This window comes from Pseudoalteromonas sp. SR41-1 (genome assembly GCF_014164015.1).
In the GTDB taxonomy this organism is placed as follows: Bacteria; Pseudomonadota; Gammaproteobacteria; order Enterobacterales; family Alteromonadaceae; genus Pseudoalteromonas; species Pseudoalteromonas distincta.
On sequence record NZ_JACJEK010000019.1, the window covers coordinates 33,079 to 49,690 of the forward strand.

Here is a 16,612-nt window from a genome sequence, read left to right on the forward strand (position 1 = left end):
ATGACTATAAAAGATAGCCGTCGTTCCAAACTAATTTATACCATTGCTGCATGGACAATAAGCGGCATGATTTTCTTTCCAATTTTATGGACGTTAATCACCAGCTTTAAAACGGAAGCTGAAGCAATTTCAGCAAGTCCAAGCTTATATGCATTCGATTGGACACTCGAAAATTACCGAGATGTACTGTCGCGTTCGCCATACTTTAACCATTTTTGGAACTCTGTAGTTATATCGCTAGGTTCAAGTTTACTGGGGTTATTAATTGCTGTACCTGCTGCGTGGTCTATGGCGTTTGTGCAAACTAAAAAAACTAAGCATTTATTAATGTGGATGCTTTCTACCAAAATGTTACCGCCAGTAGGGGTACTTATTCCGATTTATTTATTGTTTCGAGACTTTGCGCTACTCGATACAAAATTAGGTTTAGTAATTGTAATGACACTCATTAACTTACCAATAATGGTATGGATGCTGTACACCTACTTTAGAGAAATACCAAACGAAATACTTGAAGCTTCACGTATGGATGGCGCAACAATTGGTGAAGAAATATTCCATGTTTTATTACCAATAGCCTTACCGGGTATAGCCTCAACGCTATTACTCAATGTTATTTTGTCGTGGAACGAAGCTTTTTGGACACTTATTTTAACCGCTGCAAATGCTGCACCTTTAACGGCATTTATTGCCAGTTACTCAAGCCCTGAGGGGTTATTTTACGCTAAGTTATCGGCAGCATCTGCCATGGCCATTGTGCCAATTTTAATACTTGGTTGGTTTAGTCAAAAACAATTAGTGCGTGGATTAAGTTTCGGCGCAGTAAAATAGGAGAATACACATGGGCAGCATCACACTAAAACAAGTCACTAAAAACTTTGATGAAGTTAACGTAATTAAACCGCTCGACTTAGAAATTAAAGACGGTGAGTTTATCGTATTTGTTGGGCCATCAGGCTGTGGTAAATCTACATTACTTCGTATGATCGCAGGTCTTGAAGATACCACCAGTGGTAATATAGAAATTGACGGCATTGACGCTACAAAAACACCGCCTGCAAAAAGAGGCTTAGCAATGGTGTTTCAATCCTATGCGTTATATCCGCATATGACCGTGCGTAACAATATTGCTTTTCCTTTAAAAAGAGCCAAAGTTAGCCCTACAGAAATCGAAAGTAAAATTGCTAACGCCGCTAAAATTCTTAATTTGACCGATTATTTAGACCGAAAGCCTGGGCAATTATCGGGCGGTCAGCGCCAGCGTGTAGCGATAGGGCGCGCAATTGTTCGTCAGCCTTCGGCATTTTTATTTGACGAACCGCTTTCGAATCTTGATGCGTCATTACGTGTAAATATGCGTTTAGAAATATCTGAATTACATAAAAGTTTAGCTACAACAATGATTTATGTTACGCACGATCAGGTTGAAGCTATGACAATGGCAGATAGAATCGCGGTATTTAATGCCGGTATTATTGAACAGGTAGGCACACCTTTAGAGCTTTATAAAAACCCAGTAAACAAATTTGTAGCTGGTTTTATTGGCTCTCCAAAAATGAATTTTATAGATGCTCCACAAAATGAAAATGCGAATGTTAGTTGTATTGGTATACGACCAGAGCATATAACACTCTCTACTGAGCAAGGAACGTGGGCTGGTACTGTCGGTGTAATTGAACATTTAGGGTCGGAGAGCTTTTTACATATAAATATTGAAGGCAAAGGGACCGTAACAGTAAAAGCAGATGGTGATTGTCCGTTAAAATATGGCGACAGTATTTACCTAAGCGCACCGGATGATAAAGTATTAAAGTTTGATAATAACGGTTTAACAATTCGCTAAAGCCAATCTTTAATTACCTTAAATAGCACCTTTATAAGGGTGCTATTAACTAAATTCTAATTACATAATCCTATGAAACCTAGGTATTTTTTATTAAGGAATGGTATATTTAAAACTATAAATAACAAAAACGTTATTGATAAATAGATAATCCAAAATTAATAAAATAATTTATATAGCAGCACATATAATTAAAATTATGTAATGAAAATAAGGACTTAGTTTTCCTTCTATTTTAAGAGGTTTACGTGGTAAAGCTATCAAATACAGAAATTAGAAAACTAGATGATGCAGCCAGAGCAGGGTGGTTATATTATGTTGGCGGTAACACACAAGATGAAATTGCCAAAAAGCTAAATATATCTCGTCAATCTGCACAAAGAATGGTCGCATTATCTGTGAGCCAAGGATTAATTAAAGTTAGACTTGACCACCCGATTGCTAAATGTATGGATTTGGCCGAAAAATTAAAAAGCCGTTTTGGGTTAGATTCGTGTGAAGTTGTACCGAGCGATCCATCTGAACCTTCATCTACATTAGGTTTGGCTCAAGCTGGCGCGGCAGAAATAGAACGTCATTTAAAATCAGAACAACCCAAAGTACTTGCTATGGGAACCGGTCGAGTTTTACGTTCATGTGTAGATGAGCTAAGAACCGTTGATTGTCCGCAACATAAAATTGTAGCCATGCTAGGTAATATGGCTTTGGATGGATCGGCTTCACCTTATGATGTTGTAGTAAGAATGGCCGAACACACCAATGCAAAACATTATCCAATGCCATTGCCAGTTTTACCAAGAAGCATTGAAGAAAAAGAACAGTTGCACGCACAACAAAATATTACCGGTAATTTAAAACTCGCTAAAGATGCCGATGTAACATTTGTGGGTATTGGTAGCTTAGGTGAAAAGTCGCCATTACATATAGATGGTTTTATTGATGCGCAAGAACTTAAAGAGTTACAAGATCTGGGTGCTGTTGGTGAAATGATTAGTTGGGTGTTTGATAAAAACGGTAAGCTTTTAGATTGCACAGTTAATCAGCGTGTAGCAAGTACGCCATTAAAAACAAATGCTAACAAACAGATTTATGCGATAGCTGCTGGTGAAGAAAAAGTGTTAGCCATTTTGGGCGCAGTAAGGTCAAACATGATCAGTGGATTAATTACTAACGAATATACAGCTGAGCGTTTACTTAGTATTGATTAAACAAATTGATAAATAAAGTATCTGTATTAGTAATACTAGTTATTGTAATAAAAACACTTAATGTCCGATACCGTCTAGTATTGGACATAGTAAGGGCGCATTTAGGCGCTCTTTCTATATATACATTAACTACCTATAATTTATATTATGTTAAATAGCATAAATAAATACATAACCAAGTTACTCACCTTCATTAATTAACGTATAAACGCGATATTTTGACTATTTAATAAGCATTAACCTACTTATCTTAATAGTTAATGTTTCTCCCATTTACGCTATTAGCTTCTTGAACATATAAAAATACCGCTTGGTTATTAATATATCCAAGCGGTATTAACAATAACTTCCTAGAAGATATTTCATCCAGTAAAATTCAAGATTCTGAATTTAATGGCTTTTTAACTATCCTACTGATGTACTTGCTGAGACTTTAGAATTTTTTATCATTCATAAATTCACTAATAAGCTCAGATACTTTATCTGGATGTTCATCAACAACCCAATGAGCGGCTTTATCTATCCAAACCAATGACGAATTTTGAATTGCTTCTTCTAACATTGGTGCATACTTTGGCTTTTGAAACTTGTCTTCTTTACCCCATATTATGAGTGTTTCATGAGGTAAGCTTTTAAGATCGCCTGTAATAGCTTGTGTATATTCTTTATTGAGCCTGCGCATGTTACTAAATAAAGCGGCTTTTCCTTGCTCGTTGCTCCATGGTTTTAAGTATATTTCCATTAACTCTTCAGTCATTACGCTAGAATCGTATACACCTTTAGGCATGAAATCTCTTAATGTACCAACAAATTCAGCTACACTTGTCTTTTCTTCTACACCAGGTTCTAGCAAAGGTTCAAATTCTGGTATTGGCCAAGAATCAAAACATACACTATCTATTAAAACTAATCCGTTTACTTTATCAGGATGATTTACCGCCATTAATTGAGCAACACCACCACCAATATCATGTGCAGCAATATTAACTTTAGAAATACCGAGTTCTTCCATAAACTTACACATTATTCTACATTGCGCATTTATAGATACATCGGTGTTAATTGGCATATCTGATTCACCAAAGTTTAGTAAATCAGGCGCTATTACTCGATGTTCTGATGCGAGTTTGGGCATCACATTTCGCCATAAAAATTTGTTAGTTGGTATGCCATGTATTAATAATAAAGGTGTGCCTTGTCCCATTTCTTGATAAGCAATTTGATGACCTTCTACTGTAACGTACTGTGTTTTGCTCATAGTTTTGCCTCGTTAACTTTAAAAATTATAATGTTTAATAAACTATAAAATTAGAATATAACCTTATAAAGCAAATTCCATCCCAAGATGTGCATTTATTAATTATTAAAAAATATTAATGTTTTGAAAGTTAAACCCTTGTGATACGTGGGCTCTAGGCTAAATAAATTTACTAACTTTATAATATTACAGCGTTTAATAATTGAGATTATTAACCGCTTTAAAAAGTGTGAAACGATGACTCGTATACATGCAACAATTACAAAAGCGTAGTTTGTAATAATTTAAAGTAATTATTCTTATTAAAGGTTCATATACACAAAAGCACTAAATAAATATTAGTCTTTAAAAAATTATAATTTAATTTTTTAATAAGCTATAAATAAAAATAGTTAACCGCCCTACTGTTTCTATTTATCATTCCAAGAAAGTTCTAATATTTTCAATTAATACGCTTTGCTTAACTGGCTTTAACAAAAGACCGTTAAACCCAAGCTTCACGTACTTATTATCACTATTTTCGTTTTCACTAAATGTATGAGCTATAATTTTTGTTGCTGATGCGTCAGCATGCTTCCTGATTTTTAGCATTGCATCAGTGCCTGTAAATTGCGGCATTACTATATCCATTAAAATAATATCGTAAATATTTTGAGAAACCATCAATAGCGCCTCTATAGCACTTGATGCGAAATCTATTAAAATATTTTCTTCATTAAGCATTTTTCTTATTACTATTTCTATTAGTAAGTCATCATCTACTAAAAGTAGTCGTTTAGTTTTATTTATTGGCGTTACTTTAAATTCGATAACTTCTGCCATATTTTCATTAATGTTTTTCATTTATTACCCCAGCGGCTTATCTTTTTAAAATACGTGTTATTTGGTTTATTAAAACACCTTGTTTCACTGGCTTTAATAACATGTCATCAAAGCCCTGATTTACATATTTAGATTCTGTATCGGGTGTCGATGTATGCGCAATTATTTTAGTTTTAGAATTATCACTGTGTTTTTTAATTTTTAACATAGCGTCAGTTCCCGACAATTCTGGCATTACTATATCCATTAGAATAATGTCGTAACTATTTTGCGAAACCATCAACATAGCCTCTATCGCACTGCATGCGTAATCTATTATGATATTCTGATCTTTTAGCATTGCCCTAATCACAATTTCTACAAGTGGATCGTCATCAACAAGTAGTAGCGTGTTTTGGTGATTTTTAGTCACTAAACTCGCTTTTACTAAATCAGTATTTAATGAGCTACTTGGTACTTTTTGCACATTGTCTTTATCTTGCTTCGTTACTTTGTTTACCAGCATAGAAAGCGTTATCGTTGATTTATTCGCGTTACTACTTACAGTTATCGCTTTACCACCTAACATTTTAAATATTGAGATAAAAAACTTTAACTCTAATGAAACGTCTTTATCATCTATGAGACGTGCTATATCATCACCCGATATACTTTTAAGCTCAGTTATAAAGTAACTACTGTCGATTAAATTGCTTAATGAAAAGTCTAGGTGTAAGTAATTACGGTTACTTTCATTTTTAATCTGAGCGTTAATAGATAGCGTTGTATTATTTGACGAATCCAAAACCTCTGTCACTAACTGAATAACCAATTGAGAAATTAACTTTTCATCGCTTACCACGGTTAACCCAGGCGTAATATTATTTTTAAGAACTATTTTTTTGTTTTCAGCTTCTTTAGTTAAAATCGAAATATTATTATTGATCATATGATTCAGGTTAACGTTTTTGGCCTGCAGTTTTAACTTACCTATTTCCGATTTATTTATATTTACGAGTTGTTGAATTACACTTTCGAGCTGGTCGCATGCATCAGAAATATTCCCCACATTGTTTTTAAATTCGTTAAAGCTTATTGGATCTTTAGATATTTCAACTAATGACTTTAAAGATGATAAAGGCGTTTTTAATTGACGGCTAAGCCTTGTAACAAATTTTTCTTTTAATTGATTTGTCTGTTTTGATTTTTCAAGAACATCAGCGAGTAAACATTCTTTTTGATGTGCCTCTGTATCATCTCTAAAGTAGCAAACGAAACCATTAAAATCTGTATGTCTTTGTAATACAGTTATCCACTTCCCGTCTGTAAAACCTATATCTATTAATTGGTTACGATCATCATCAAGCTTATGATGTTCATGGTAGTGATTTATAATATTATTCTGCTGCGCAATACTTACCAGCTGGCTATACGATAGCTGACTATTTTGTTTATTCACTTGTGCAAATAAAAGGTTAAATGCATTGTTGGTGATCACAGGAAATTCGTGGCTATTAAAAATAGCAAACCCATGCGGCAGTGCATCAAGAGAACTTGAAAAAAGCTCTTCTCTATTGAGTATTAACTGATTTTTTTGTTTTATTTCGTTGTGTAAACGTCTTGGCAAACGTAAAAAATAATACACAAAGGCAAATACACAAAAAGAGATTAACCCTAATCTAATTAAACTATATTTAGTTATTTGTGGGCGTACTATTTTATTCATAGGTTGTACATGTAAGCGCCATGTAGGTGGAAAACGACTACTTAAAGCGCTAATACTATTTTTAATTATACTCGGGCTAACTTCTCCTTGTTTTCCTAAAGTAAACTGTGGTGTTACTATAAAAACGTTATAATTTTCAGTGTTTAATTTGCCAATAACGGCTTTTAAAAACTTACTTAAATCAAATGCTGTAAGTGTATAAATAGAGCCTTGTTTAATTTTTATTTCAGAAATTAAGAAGGCCGTATCTGCAACAGTAAATACTTCTACTGCTTGTTTATTCGCTCTATTATTGAATTTTTCTAACCAGTTTTTAAATCCATACGCGGCTAAATCAAAATTATTTTTTGACCAAAGTGCAAGTTGGTTATACTCAGAATCAAACACAATATACCCTTTATAAGTTAAGCTTTGTGAAACCTGACTCTGTACTAAATCATTAAGCTGCTCTTTTGTATAGCTATTTTGGCTTTGTAAAAAGCCTGCGATAACTAAATCTTTTTGCGATATATATAATCCTTGATTATCAAATCGCTCTAAAGCATTAAATAACGTTTTACGTAATTGCTGAGTTTGTTCATTGTAATTACTTTGCAGCTCCTTTTTTTCTATAGTATAAAGCAGTAATGCAGTGAATGAGCATAATACTAATGCAATTAAGAATGCCACGGGCGCTAAACTAAATACATGAATATACTTTTCCCCATAATTTTTTTTCACAGGATTAGTACTTTGATTACTTACTGAATCTGAATTTTTATTTAACTGTGTCTGCAATAATTGAGCAAATGAAATAAACTGATTTTTTTGTGAACCTATTAATGTTTTAGGTGCTAAATCAGCCATCAGCACTACGCCAATTAATTTATTAGTGACACTATAAATTGGATATTGTGCATAAAAGCGAATTAATTTGTGCGTGTTGTTTGATACATCATCAAAAAAAGTATCTTCAAATAAATATAGTTTTTCTTGTGTGCAGCGTAGTTGATAGCTTAATAACTCATTTTCGACACTTTCTTTATCGTTGCAGGTTATTAACTGCTCTGAATAAACCTCTCTAAAATCGATAAATTTAACAATTGGAACATCATAAAACTGTTTTAGTAGCGTTAGCGTTTCTTTAATTTCTGTTGATATTTCATCAGTTGGTGTATCTGCTAAATTAGCATGTGAGGTAAATATATTTGAGGCGTTCATTGACGTTCTCCTTCCCCTTTTGGGGGAGTATGTATCCACGTTGTCCTGTTTTGGCCGCTATGTACTGGCAGTAAAACTTTAAATGGTGGCGTTAAACTACTAAGAGCAGGTTCGCCTGTGGTGATATTAATTACTTGTTCTGCATTAACTAAATTAAGTGATGTTTTGCAATATGTAATACCTGGCTCAATCCCTATTAAGCTCAGTGTTTCACTAATGATAAGGTTATTTACTAAATCGATACCGACCAGCTCAAATGTGGTTTGTAAAATAGTGAAAACAAGTGTTTCTACAATGTTTTCATCATCTTCTAAGCGTGTACCTTCTGGGCAGCATATTGTGCCAAGCTCTATATCAACGTTTGTGCCTATACCTACTAATGAAAGCGCATTAAGGGCTGTATTTAAAAGCGGTTCTACCTGAGGTAAATATAAATCAAGTATGTCACCTTGCGATTCGTACCCTGTTTGGCATGTATCACACGATTGTGATATACCTTGATCGCTTGTACCTAAAAGTGGATTTCCTAAAGCTGTTACTCCAACTAAACAACTGCTGTCGGCTGGTTGCGTATCTATTTCAAAGCTTTCACAAGGTGAGCCTGTTACTACTTTTTGGGATACATAACGAGATAGAATTTGTTCACTATTAGCAGGGCATTGTTGTGGCGTGCTTCTTAATAACTGACCAATAACGCTGTTACCTAACTGCCCTATTGCGTAATTTGGACCTTGCTGCAGCGCATTTATATAACTTACATTACCGGTATTATTTAACTTGCTGACACCTTGGCTGTCTGTTGCTTCGTCGCTTAAGCCCTTTAAACACGGGTTACCTTGGCAATTTGGAGCATCGTAATAAACAGCTTCTCGCGAGGTAAACCTATCATCTCTTATGCCTATTAATGCCCTGTACGTGTTGTTTTCTCCACGATCTGTATAAAAAATGAGTGGTGCTTGATGCTCATCAAAACTTACTGCAATACCGAGTGGTCTATTGTTAGCATCAACTACAGTAATTTGATTATCTACCTTAGTTTGATGGCGCTTAATAAGGGCATCCCTTACTAAAATCACCCCACCAATTGAGCCAATAATTAAAATAGTTATAATTAATATAAGCTCAATAGTAAGTATGTACCCTTGTTGATAATGCTTTTTCATATCAGGCTCCTATAACACTTCTACAAGCATTTTAAGTACGTTCATTACTTGTAATGCTGCGGGAAAAAACACCAATACCAAAAACATCGGAAAACAAATTAAGATAATGGGAAAGGTTGTGTGCATCGCTTTTTTGTTTACCTTTTTAGCGAGTAAAATGTTCTTTTTTAAAGCTAGGCCTTCAAGTTGAGCCTCTACTGCTTGGATAAGTGGCGTACCAAGTTTTGACCCTATTAACATTAAGTTTGCGAGTTTTTTAATTCCTAATACGCCGGTTCTTTCAAAAAGTGAATTAAATGCAAATTCACGATCTTTACCTGCACTTAGTTCGAATAAAAATAACTTTAGCTCTTTGTATAATGGGTGTTTTTGACTCAATCCATGATCAACCGCCAGTGCAAATGAACGTTCTAACGAAAACCCGGCGCGCATGTAAACCAGTAACACCCGTAAAAAAAACTCTAAGCTGTTATTTATAGTGGTTTGACGTTGATTTTTACGTAATAAAAACCAGCATTCGGGTGCAAAAAAACACATAAAACACAGTAATAATTTAATCGATTGGCTCAGCTCATACCCTGTTAGCTCTATAACCGTAAATGCACTAAAAGTAGCAGCCACTTTAAAGCAGTACAGGCTTATTAATATTTTATTAACTTGAATTCCTGCTTGCCTTAGTTGACGTTTAGAGATGATAATTAGCGGATACCAGTTAATGTTTTTAGTATCGGGTTTATCTAATTCGACTTTAAGCGATTGCCTATGAATATGGATAAATGAGCCCATACTTACTAAAAGCCCGATAAGTAAAAGTATATCAATCATAATGTTACCCTTAAGCTAAGACGTAGCCATAAAAAGCCAAATAGCTGACAAAGAAGCGCAACCGTTATAAATGCAATCCCATTAGGATCGTTTAATAATGGTTCAAACCAGGTTGGATCGGTATAGCTAAATAAAGGAATTAGTGCGTAAGGTAAAAAACCACTAAACACAGCAGCGTATTTAGTACCGGAAAGCTTAGCTTTCAGCTGTTGGCGGTCGAGAGTTATTAGCGACATCATGTTGCATACGCTTTTTAGCATGTCGGTCAAATCGCACTGGCTTTGTGTATGTGTAATGATGCTATGAGCAAACAATCTTACGGTTTCGCAGTTGTATCTTTCAATTAATGGGGCAAACGACGTTTCGGCATCACTACCCATGCTCATGCGTTGTATTAGTAAGGTGCTTTGTTTTTTTATATATGGGTCTGCATGTTCATCAGCAAACTGCATTGATTGCTGTAGCGATAGCCCTGTGCTTAAACAAGATTGTACGGTTTCAATAAATTCTAAAAAGTGATGCTCAAATTTTGCTAATTTATAATGAGCCAAGTCAATCACAGTTATAAAACAGGTTACAAAAACCACGATTGAAATAATAAACGCGCTGGTTGATGCCTCTGGGTAATATAATTTAGCTAAAAACCAGGAGCTACTAGAGAGCGAGCACGCCATGCTTATAAACCAGGCGTTACTAATATTTAAACCAAGCACTCGTAGTGACAGAGTAAGGACATCTTTTTCTTCTAAAATATCTGCTTTTTTAGTGCTTTGGTTGCTTTTATTATTCACATACAAAGAAGCCAATACACTCGCAGCCAGTACAAAAGTTATAACCGCCGCAATAGCTAATAAATAATCAAGTTTAGTCATTGTTAGCCTCCGGGTTATTGTGCAGTAATGCTTTCAATTCTTGTGCATTTGCGCCTTGACCTTTCATAAACTCAATAACACTTGAGTTATCTATTAAATCACTTTGTACTGGTTCTGCTTCGTTAATACTATAAAGCGGGCTAAATTGTGCCCCGCCATTAACACGCTTAATTTCACCAATACTTTTTAGAGTGCGGATGCCATTAGTTGAGCGAGAAACATGAACTATGAGCTGAATACTCGACGCGATTAGCGAACTTGTATGGGTATCGCTCAGTTGTGCATTGTGTAACTGCACTAAGGTAGATAAACGAATAACGGCATCATTTGCACTGTTAGCATGTATGGTCGTCATCGAACCTTGGTGGCCACAGTTCATTGCTTGGAGCATATCGATTACTTCGCCTGAGCGTACCTCACCTACAAGTATTCTATCTGCGCGCATTCTAAGGGCTGCTTTTACTAAATCTCTTAGGCTTACTGCACCTTTACCATCGCTGTTAGTGTCGTGGGCTTCCAATTGCACAACATGGTTGTGATGCAAATTAAGCTCAGCGCTTTCTTCAATGGTTACAACACGTTCGTTTGGATTAATTGAGTTGGCAAGTACGTTCAATAATGACGTTTTACCAGCCCCCGCATTGCCACAGACTAAAATATTAACGCCTGTTTTAACTGCACTTTTTAAAAATAATAAGATGTTTTTATCTAAAAAATGGTTATTAACTAAAAAGTCATCGTTTATTTTTTTATGATTAAACTTACGAATAGACACGATAGCGGCGCCGGTACACGCAGGCGGTACAATAATATGAACACGGCTACCATCTTTTAATTTGCCATCAACAATTGGCATAAGCGCATTTACCTGGCGACCACAGCCATCAAGTAAGCGATCAACAAATCGGCGTAAATGGCGTTCGTCATCAAACTTACTGGCTGTGCAAAGTAGTTTGCCTTGTTTATCAATCCAAATATCTTGCGTGTCGTTTATTAAAATATCACTTACCTGATCGTCCAGCATAAACTGTGCAATAGGACCCAGACCCTGAATTTCATCAAATACAGCCTGAACAACCTGCTCTTTTTGATGCTGATTAAATGAAGATTGATTGAATTGTGGGATTTCACTGCACAATGCAGAGATTTTTTCGAGAACATTACTTGATAAAAGCGCGGTTGGTTCTTGTTCGTACTCTTCGATAACGGCATCATGCAATAGCTTTTTAAGCACTTCAAAGGTACTTAAACTGGTTTGAACTTCTTCATGTTTGCTTGATAAATTAAACATAAAAACTCACTTAGCTACATATACAGCTTCATTTTTAACGCCTTTAACCACTTCGATTGTGCGACTGGTTTGTAAGCGTGAAAAGTTTTGCAAACGACCTTGTTCAATGTCATAAGCGCTATGCACAATAATTGAAACTTTGTCAGCGTTATCTATACCCGCCAACGAATAAACATCTTTTGGAAGTACCGCGAGGACTAATGAAACACCGCCCGCAGCAGAATTAGACTCTTTAGCTAAATTATCCATTACGCCACTTTTAGCAGCTTGCGATTTAGGACCTTTTGAAACACCAATAAGCTGTACATCACGGGCAACGGTTCTTACTAAGCGATTAGTTTTAGCGACTATGTCGAGTCGGTCACCTTTGTGTATGCGCGAAAGCGGAATATCCAAGGTGTTTAGTTTTAAAGTATATAAAACACGCCCTGCCGGTATGGCTTCTGATAAGTTTTGGCTTTTTGCTCTGATAAAATCGGTGTCAAACAAGGGTTGTTCAACCATTTTATTAGTTGCTAATTTTTGACCAATTAATGCACGTGGGTTTTGAACGCTCAGTGCAATATTTGAATAGTTACTTGGATCTATACTCTTTTGCTCAACATCGTGAACGGTTACTGTTTGACCGGCCGACATATTTTTGTTTACTACCCAAGCTGTTACGCTATTTTCATCGTTTACCTGTCTAATACCCAAAGCCGAAGCTAACATGCCAGAGGTGATGAGTAATGTGAGAGCCGCTGTGGTTGCGCCTTTGTTACTTTTACTTTTCATAATATTCCTCCGGAGTAACTTTCACTGCCACAATTTTGTGGCAGTGAGCCTTAAGCTTGGTATTCAAACCTGGTTACCTTGCGTTAGTTACCTTGTGAACCGCCTGCTGCTGTACGTGTTGCAGCATCGCCGCTTGGTGTTGCATTAACAAGTGCGGCACTTTCACTAAAGTCTGATGCAACAAAAGTGAATGAACTACCATCGCCTGCGTACACGTCAACTGAATCTACAAACCCAGAGCCAGACACTTCAGCTGTGCCTTCGGCGTTAATCATGCCGTCAAATACATAGCTTTGGTCAAGTGAGCCAATTGCTTCAGCTACATCTTCAAGTTCGCTGGTTACCGAGTCACGTAATGTAGATAAACCAATTACAAGTGCCGCTACCATTGAAGTCGAAAGAATGATTAGCTCTGACGTTAGTACAAAACCTTTTTGCTTTTTGCTATTTAAGTTATGTTTAATAGTTTTCATAATCGTAGCCTTTAAATTAGAAGAGCTTATGCTCACTTTATATATAGCGAGGACCATGCCAACTAATTAAATCCTTTAAATACATGTGGTTAGTGTGTTTAGATTATTTGTTCTTTAGCTGTTTTTACTTTTGATTTGCAAAATGCAAATCAATATTAAAAAATAATTTTTAGATACTTAATGTTAGAAACGCTCTGTTAAATTATTAAAACTAATAGGTATTCAAAAAGGGTTAAATATTAGAAGCAGTCTTGTGGGGTAACTTATAAAACGTATGATTAGCGTAAGCTCTACTACTATTTTTGATAAATAATAAAGTGGTTTTGGCTCCTTAATAATGCCAAATTTTAGGTATAAAAAAAGGCCCGAAGGCCTTAAGAATAACAATTACCTAAAACAGAGAGTTTACCGCGCCTAGCAAGTGCTTTTTGATGCGTGGGTTCGACACGTAAAACTTGCTCATAATAGCCACAGGCCAATAAATTATTGGTATTAGCTTCTTCAATTAGGCCTTTATGGTAAAAATAGGCGGTGCTATTTAAACGAAACTTAACCGAAAGCTCTAAATAGTTTGAAGCTACAACGTAGTTACCCTGGGCATAATGTATAGAGGCCATTTGCAGGTATGGTGAAGCATGTGTACCAAAAACATCTACGCCGTATTGGGCAATGCTTTTCGCTTTAGCTAAATTGCCTTGCTCAATTGCTAAAGTGACTCCTAAAGTAATTGCGTTTAACGGCGGGTTAGCTTTATTAAGCAGAGTATTTATAACTTGTTGAGACTGATTAGCACGGCCACTTTTATAAAGTACATATGCCGATATTGAAAGTATTGCCGTGTTATCGGGGTGTTCAAGCATTAACTGATTCACCTCATGCACAAGGTTCAAACAGTCACTTGCATTAATACCTTCGCACTTTAATGGTTGGGCATTTAATTGGTATTTTTTAACTATGTCACCCAGCGCGTTGTAAGGATTTACTGTTGGCTTGTAATCAATATGAGCGCAACCCGATAAAGTAAGCAGTAAAATTATATAAAATATTTTCATAGCCCTTGCTCCTGTATATAGCTAAGTATCTGGGTGTCTATATTTGCCTGTTCCCACGAACGTAAGGTATTAATTGGCTCACGCACCAGGTTTGGAGTTACAACAATTATAAGCTCGCGGTTGTTTTCACTTTTACTGGTTGTTTCGCTTAACTTTCCTAGCATGCTATTGCCGTTGCCATCAGGTACAAAGTCGTGGCTTGCATTGTTATCGGTGCTAATTAAGCCACCAATAATAAGAGGTTGTCCGTCTTTTAAACGCGTTGATGTTTGCATGCTGCGTGTATTAAATGCACTACTGTTTAAACTGCTGCCTGTGCTTTGTGCAATTTCGGCGGTTAACGTGGTATCGGGTAGCGAAATTACTGGGTTTAGATCAAGTGTGATTCTGTCTTTGTCGTCAACCATGGCGCGTACATTTAATTCAACTCCAAATGATTTAAATTCTGTGCCGCTAAACACCGACCCACTACTACCTTGCTGCCCGCTTGTAATTCCTGAAGGGCTATAACTTGTAGGTACGGGTACTTCTCCACCGACCTTAAATACGGCACTTTCACCAGCTAAAACCGTGATTGTAGGGCGAGAAAGCGTTCGAGAAATACCTTCTTGTTCAAGTAATGAAAACAACATATCAATGGCAAACTGTGAGGTAGAAAGCTGTAAGTTATTAGTTAATTGACCGCCAATTAATTGCAGCGCATTTTCTATTGTTGCAGAGCCTGATTCGCGTTCAGTCATACCGTCACGACCAAACAATCCCGCTTCTTTTTCATACCCATTAGAGAGCACGCTAATATCTGGGCGCCATTGCTTTAATCTACGTTGATTTACTTCGTATAATTGCACCGACACACGCACTTGAGGTAAATCTTCAACTTCAATGCTCGACAAAACTTTACCGCCAGCCACTGAAAGCAACGTTGCTCTGGCAATGTTAGAACTTACATTACTTAAGTTTAATCCTGATGTAGCATCGTTTATTAACCCACCCGACTCGTTGGCAAGCACTTCAATACCTGCGCTTTTATCCTGCGTTGCGCCGCCCATTAAATTATTAGGATCAAGAGGAGATCCCTGAGTTTGTAATGCTTGCTCTGGTTCGAATAATTTATTAATTGTATTTAATAAGCGCACTAGCTTTATTTGATTTTTTACAGAGCCTGACAGTAAAAATACATCGCTATCATCATTTGATAGCTCATCAACCGAGATGCGTTTAATGGTCACTTTATCTGCGCCCATTGATTTAATTACTTCGCTAATACGTTCTTCTTTTGGCTTGGGTGCTTGAGTTACTTTTATTAAATTAATAATAGCGACTTTGCTCGAGTTTTGAGAGGTACCACCGTTTGCGTTACCCAATCCTTGCAAGCGTTGAGCGAGAGAATTAAACATTCCTTGGTTAGGGTTTGAGGTAATAACGGGTTGTGATGCTTGTGAGCTACTGGCGTATAGATAGTTTTTTGCAGCTTCATAAGCGGCATGACGATAATTTATAGTAGGTACTTCACCGCGTAATACAACAGCATGGCGATCAGGTGCTATGGTTAGTTGCACGTCAGGATGAATATCGTTGAGGGCATTTTCCAGTACGCTATAGTCTTCGGTAACACCAAGTAAAAATGTTTCCGAGCTTTTATCGTCGTACCACACCATCATAGATGTACGGCCTAACTTTTTAGCTAAAATTAGTAGCTCGCGACCATTAACCACGTTCACATCAAGCGTTGTTTCGTGGCCAAGTGCTATACGCGAAATATCACGGGTAAACACAAAGCGAGTATGTGTCCATTTAACTAAGTGTGATACTTTTTGTACCCGCTCACCATTTGCATTTTCTATATAATCTAAATGACTTTCACTGCCTACGGCGCTAAAAGATATTAGTAATAGTATAAAAGTAAATTTTAACATAAGCCTTTCCCTCAATTTGCTTAATGTATAGGTAGCAAGTATGAGACCAAACGCTTTTGTATTTATTATCAATGCATTAAGATGTGTAAAAGTGTGTTTTATTATTTTGATTCGCAAATTGCAAATCAATAATTCATGAAGGGTTTAACCAAGAAATGAGAGTAGAGGCAGGTGGCGCAAAGCGAATAAAATAGGCTCTGCGCTAATTTT

The 16,612-nt window shown here is 36.2% G+C and carries 14 protein-coding genes; 3 read left to right on the forward strand and 11 right to left on the reverse strand.

The genetic code is table 11. The features are described 5' to 3' along the window. The 3 genes from H5118_RS15880 to H5118_RS15890 all read left to right on the forward strand — a co-directional run bounded on the left by H5118_RS15880 (position 1) and on the right by H5118_RS15890 (position 3,051). Positions 1–831 carry a carbohydrate ABC transporter permease gene (locus H5118_RS15880; protein WP_002960878.1) on the forward strand — a complete coding sequence of 277 codons (831 nt, stop codon included), beginning with the start codon at positions 1–3 and terminating at the stop codon, positions 829–831. A gap of 10 nt (positions 832–841) precedes the next feature. Further along, positions 842–1,843 (forward strand): ABC transporter ATP-binding protein, encoded by a 1,002-nt coding sequence (locus tag H5118_RS15885; protein ID WP_182693430.1) that lies wholly within the window; start codon positions 842–844, stop codon positions 1,841–1,843. 248 nt (positions 1,844–2,091) lie between these two features. After that, the gene (locus H5118_RS15890; RefSeq protein WP_002960874.1) at positions 2,092–3,051 is read left to right on the forward strand and encodes a sugar-binding transcriptional regulator; all 960 of its coding nucleotides are present in this window, start codon (positions 2,092–2,094) and stop codon (positions 3,049–3,051) included. 433 nt (positions 3,052–3,484) lie between these two features. Here the strand turns inward: H5118_RS15890 and H5118_RS15895 are convergent, their stop codons facing one another. The 11 genes from H5118_RS15895 to H5118_RS15945 all read right to left on the reverse strand — a co-directional run bounded on the left by H5118_RS15895 (position 3,485) and on the right by H5118_RS15945 (position 16,402). After that, on the reverse strand, positions 3,485–4,309 hold the full coding sequence (locus H5118_RS15895) for an alpha/beta fold hydrolase (protein WP_182749444.1): 825 nt from the start codon (positions 4,307–4,309) through the stop codon (positions 3,485–3,487). A gap of 417 nt (positions 4,310–4,726) precedes the next feature. After that, on the reverse strand, positions 4,727–5,152 hold the full coding sequence (locus tag H5118_RS15900; protein WP_076925984.1) for a response regulator: 426 nt from the start codon (positions 5,150–5,152) through the stop codon (positions 4,727–4,729). Between the two features lie 16 nt (positions 5,153–5,168). Then, positions 5,169–8,036 (reverse strand): hybrid sensor histidine kinase/response regulator, encoded by a 2,868-nt coding sequence (locus H5118_RS15905; RefSeq protein ID WP_182749445.1) that lies wholly within the window; start codon positions 8,034–8,036, stop codon positions 5,169–5,171. Continuing rightward, positions 8,033–9,199 (reverse strand): hypothetical protein, encoded by a 1,167-nt coding sequence (locus H5118_RS15910; RefSeq protein ID WP_182749446.1) that lies wholly within the window; start codon positions 9,197–9,199, stop codon positions 8,033–8,035. Before H5118_RS15910 ends, H5118_RS15905 begins: the two co-directional genes overlap by 4 nt. A 9-nt stretch (positions 9,200–9,208) precedes the next feature. After that, positions 9,209–10,024: a type II secretion system F family protein gene (locus H5118_RS15915; RefSeq protein WP_182749447.1), complete on the reverse strand. Its 816-nt coding sequence runs from the start codon at positions 10,022–10,024 to the stop codon at positions 9,209–9,211. Then, on the reverse strand, positions 10,021–10,896 hold the full coding sequence (locus H5118_RS15920; protein ID WP_182693151.1) for a type II secretion system F family protein: 876 nt from the start codon (positions 10,894–10,896) through the stop codon (positions 10,021–10,023). Before H5118_RS15920 ends, H5118_RS15915 begins: the two co-directional genes overlap by 4 nt. Further along, positions 10,889–12,187, reverse strand: coding sequence for a CpaF family protein (locus H5118_RS15925; protein ID WP_182733527.1), 1,299 nt, complete (start codon positions 12,185–12,187; stop codon positions 10,889–10,891). The genes H5118_RS15920 and H5118_RS15925 overlap by 8 nt, the downstream gene beginning before the upstream one ends. Before the next feature lie 6 nt (positions 12,188–12,193). Continuing rightward, a complete protein-coding gene (locus H5118_RS15930) occupies positions 12,194–12,961 on the reverse strand; it encodes a hypothetical protein (protein WP_007586678.1) in 768 nt (255 codons plus the stop codon). An 83-nt stretch (positions 12,962–13,044) separates the two neighbouring features. Further along, positions 13,045–13,434 (reverse strand): hypothetical protein, encoded by a 390-nt coding sequence (locus tag H5118_RS15935; protein ID WP_010552792.1) that lies wholly within the window; start codon positions 13,432–13,434, stop codon positions 13,045–13,047. Between the two features lie 374 nt (positions 13,435–13,808). Continuing rightward, positions 13,809–14,486, reverse strand: coding sequence for a lipopolysaccharide assembly protein LapB (locus H5118_RS15940; protein WP_182749448.1), 678 nt, complete (start codon positions 14,484–14,486; stop codon positions 13,809–13,811). Beyond that, positions 14,483–16,402, reverse strand: coding sequence for a pilus assembly protein N-terminal domain-containing protein (locus tag H5118_RS15945; RefSeq protein WP_182749449.1), 1,920 nt, complete (start codon positions 16,400–16,402; stop codon positions 14,483–14,485). Before H5118_RS15945 ends, H5118_RS15940 begins: the two co-directional genes overlap by 4 nt. Positions 16,403–16,612: the final 210 nt, after the last annotated feature.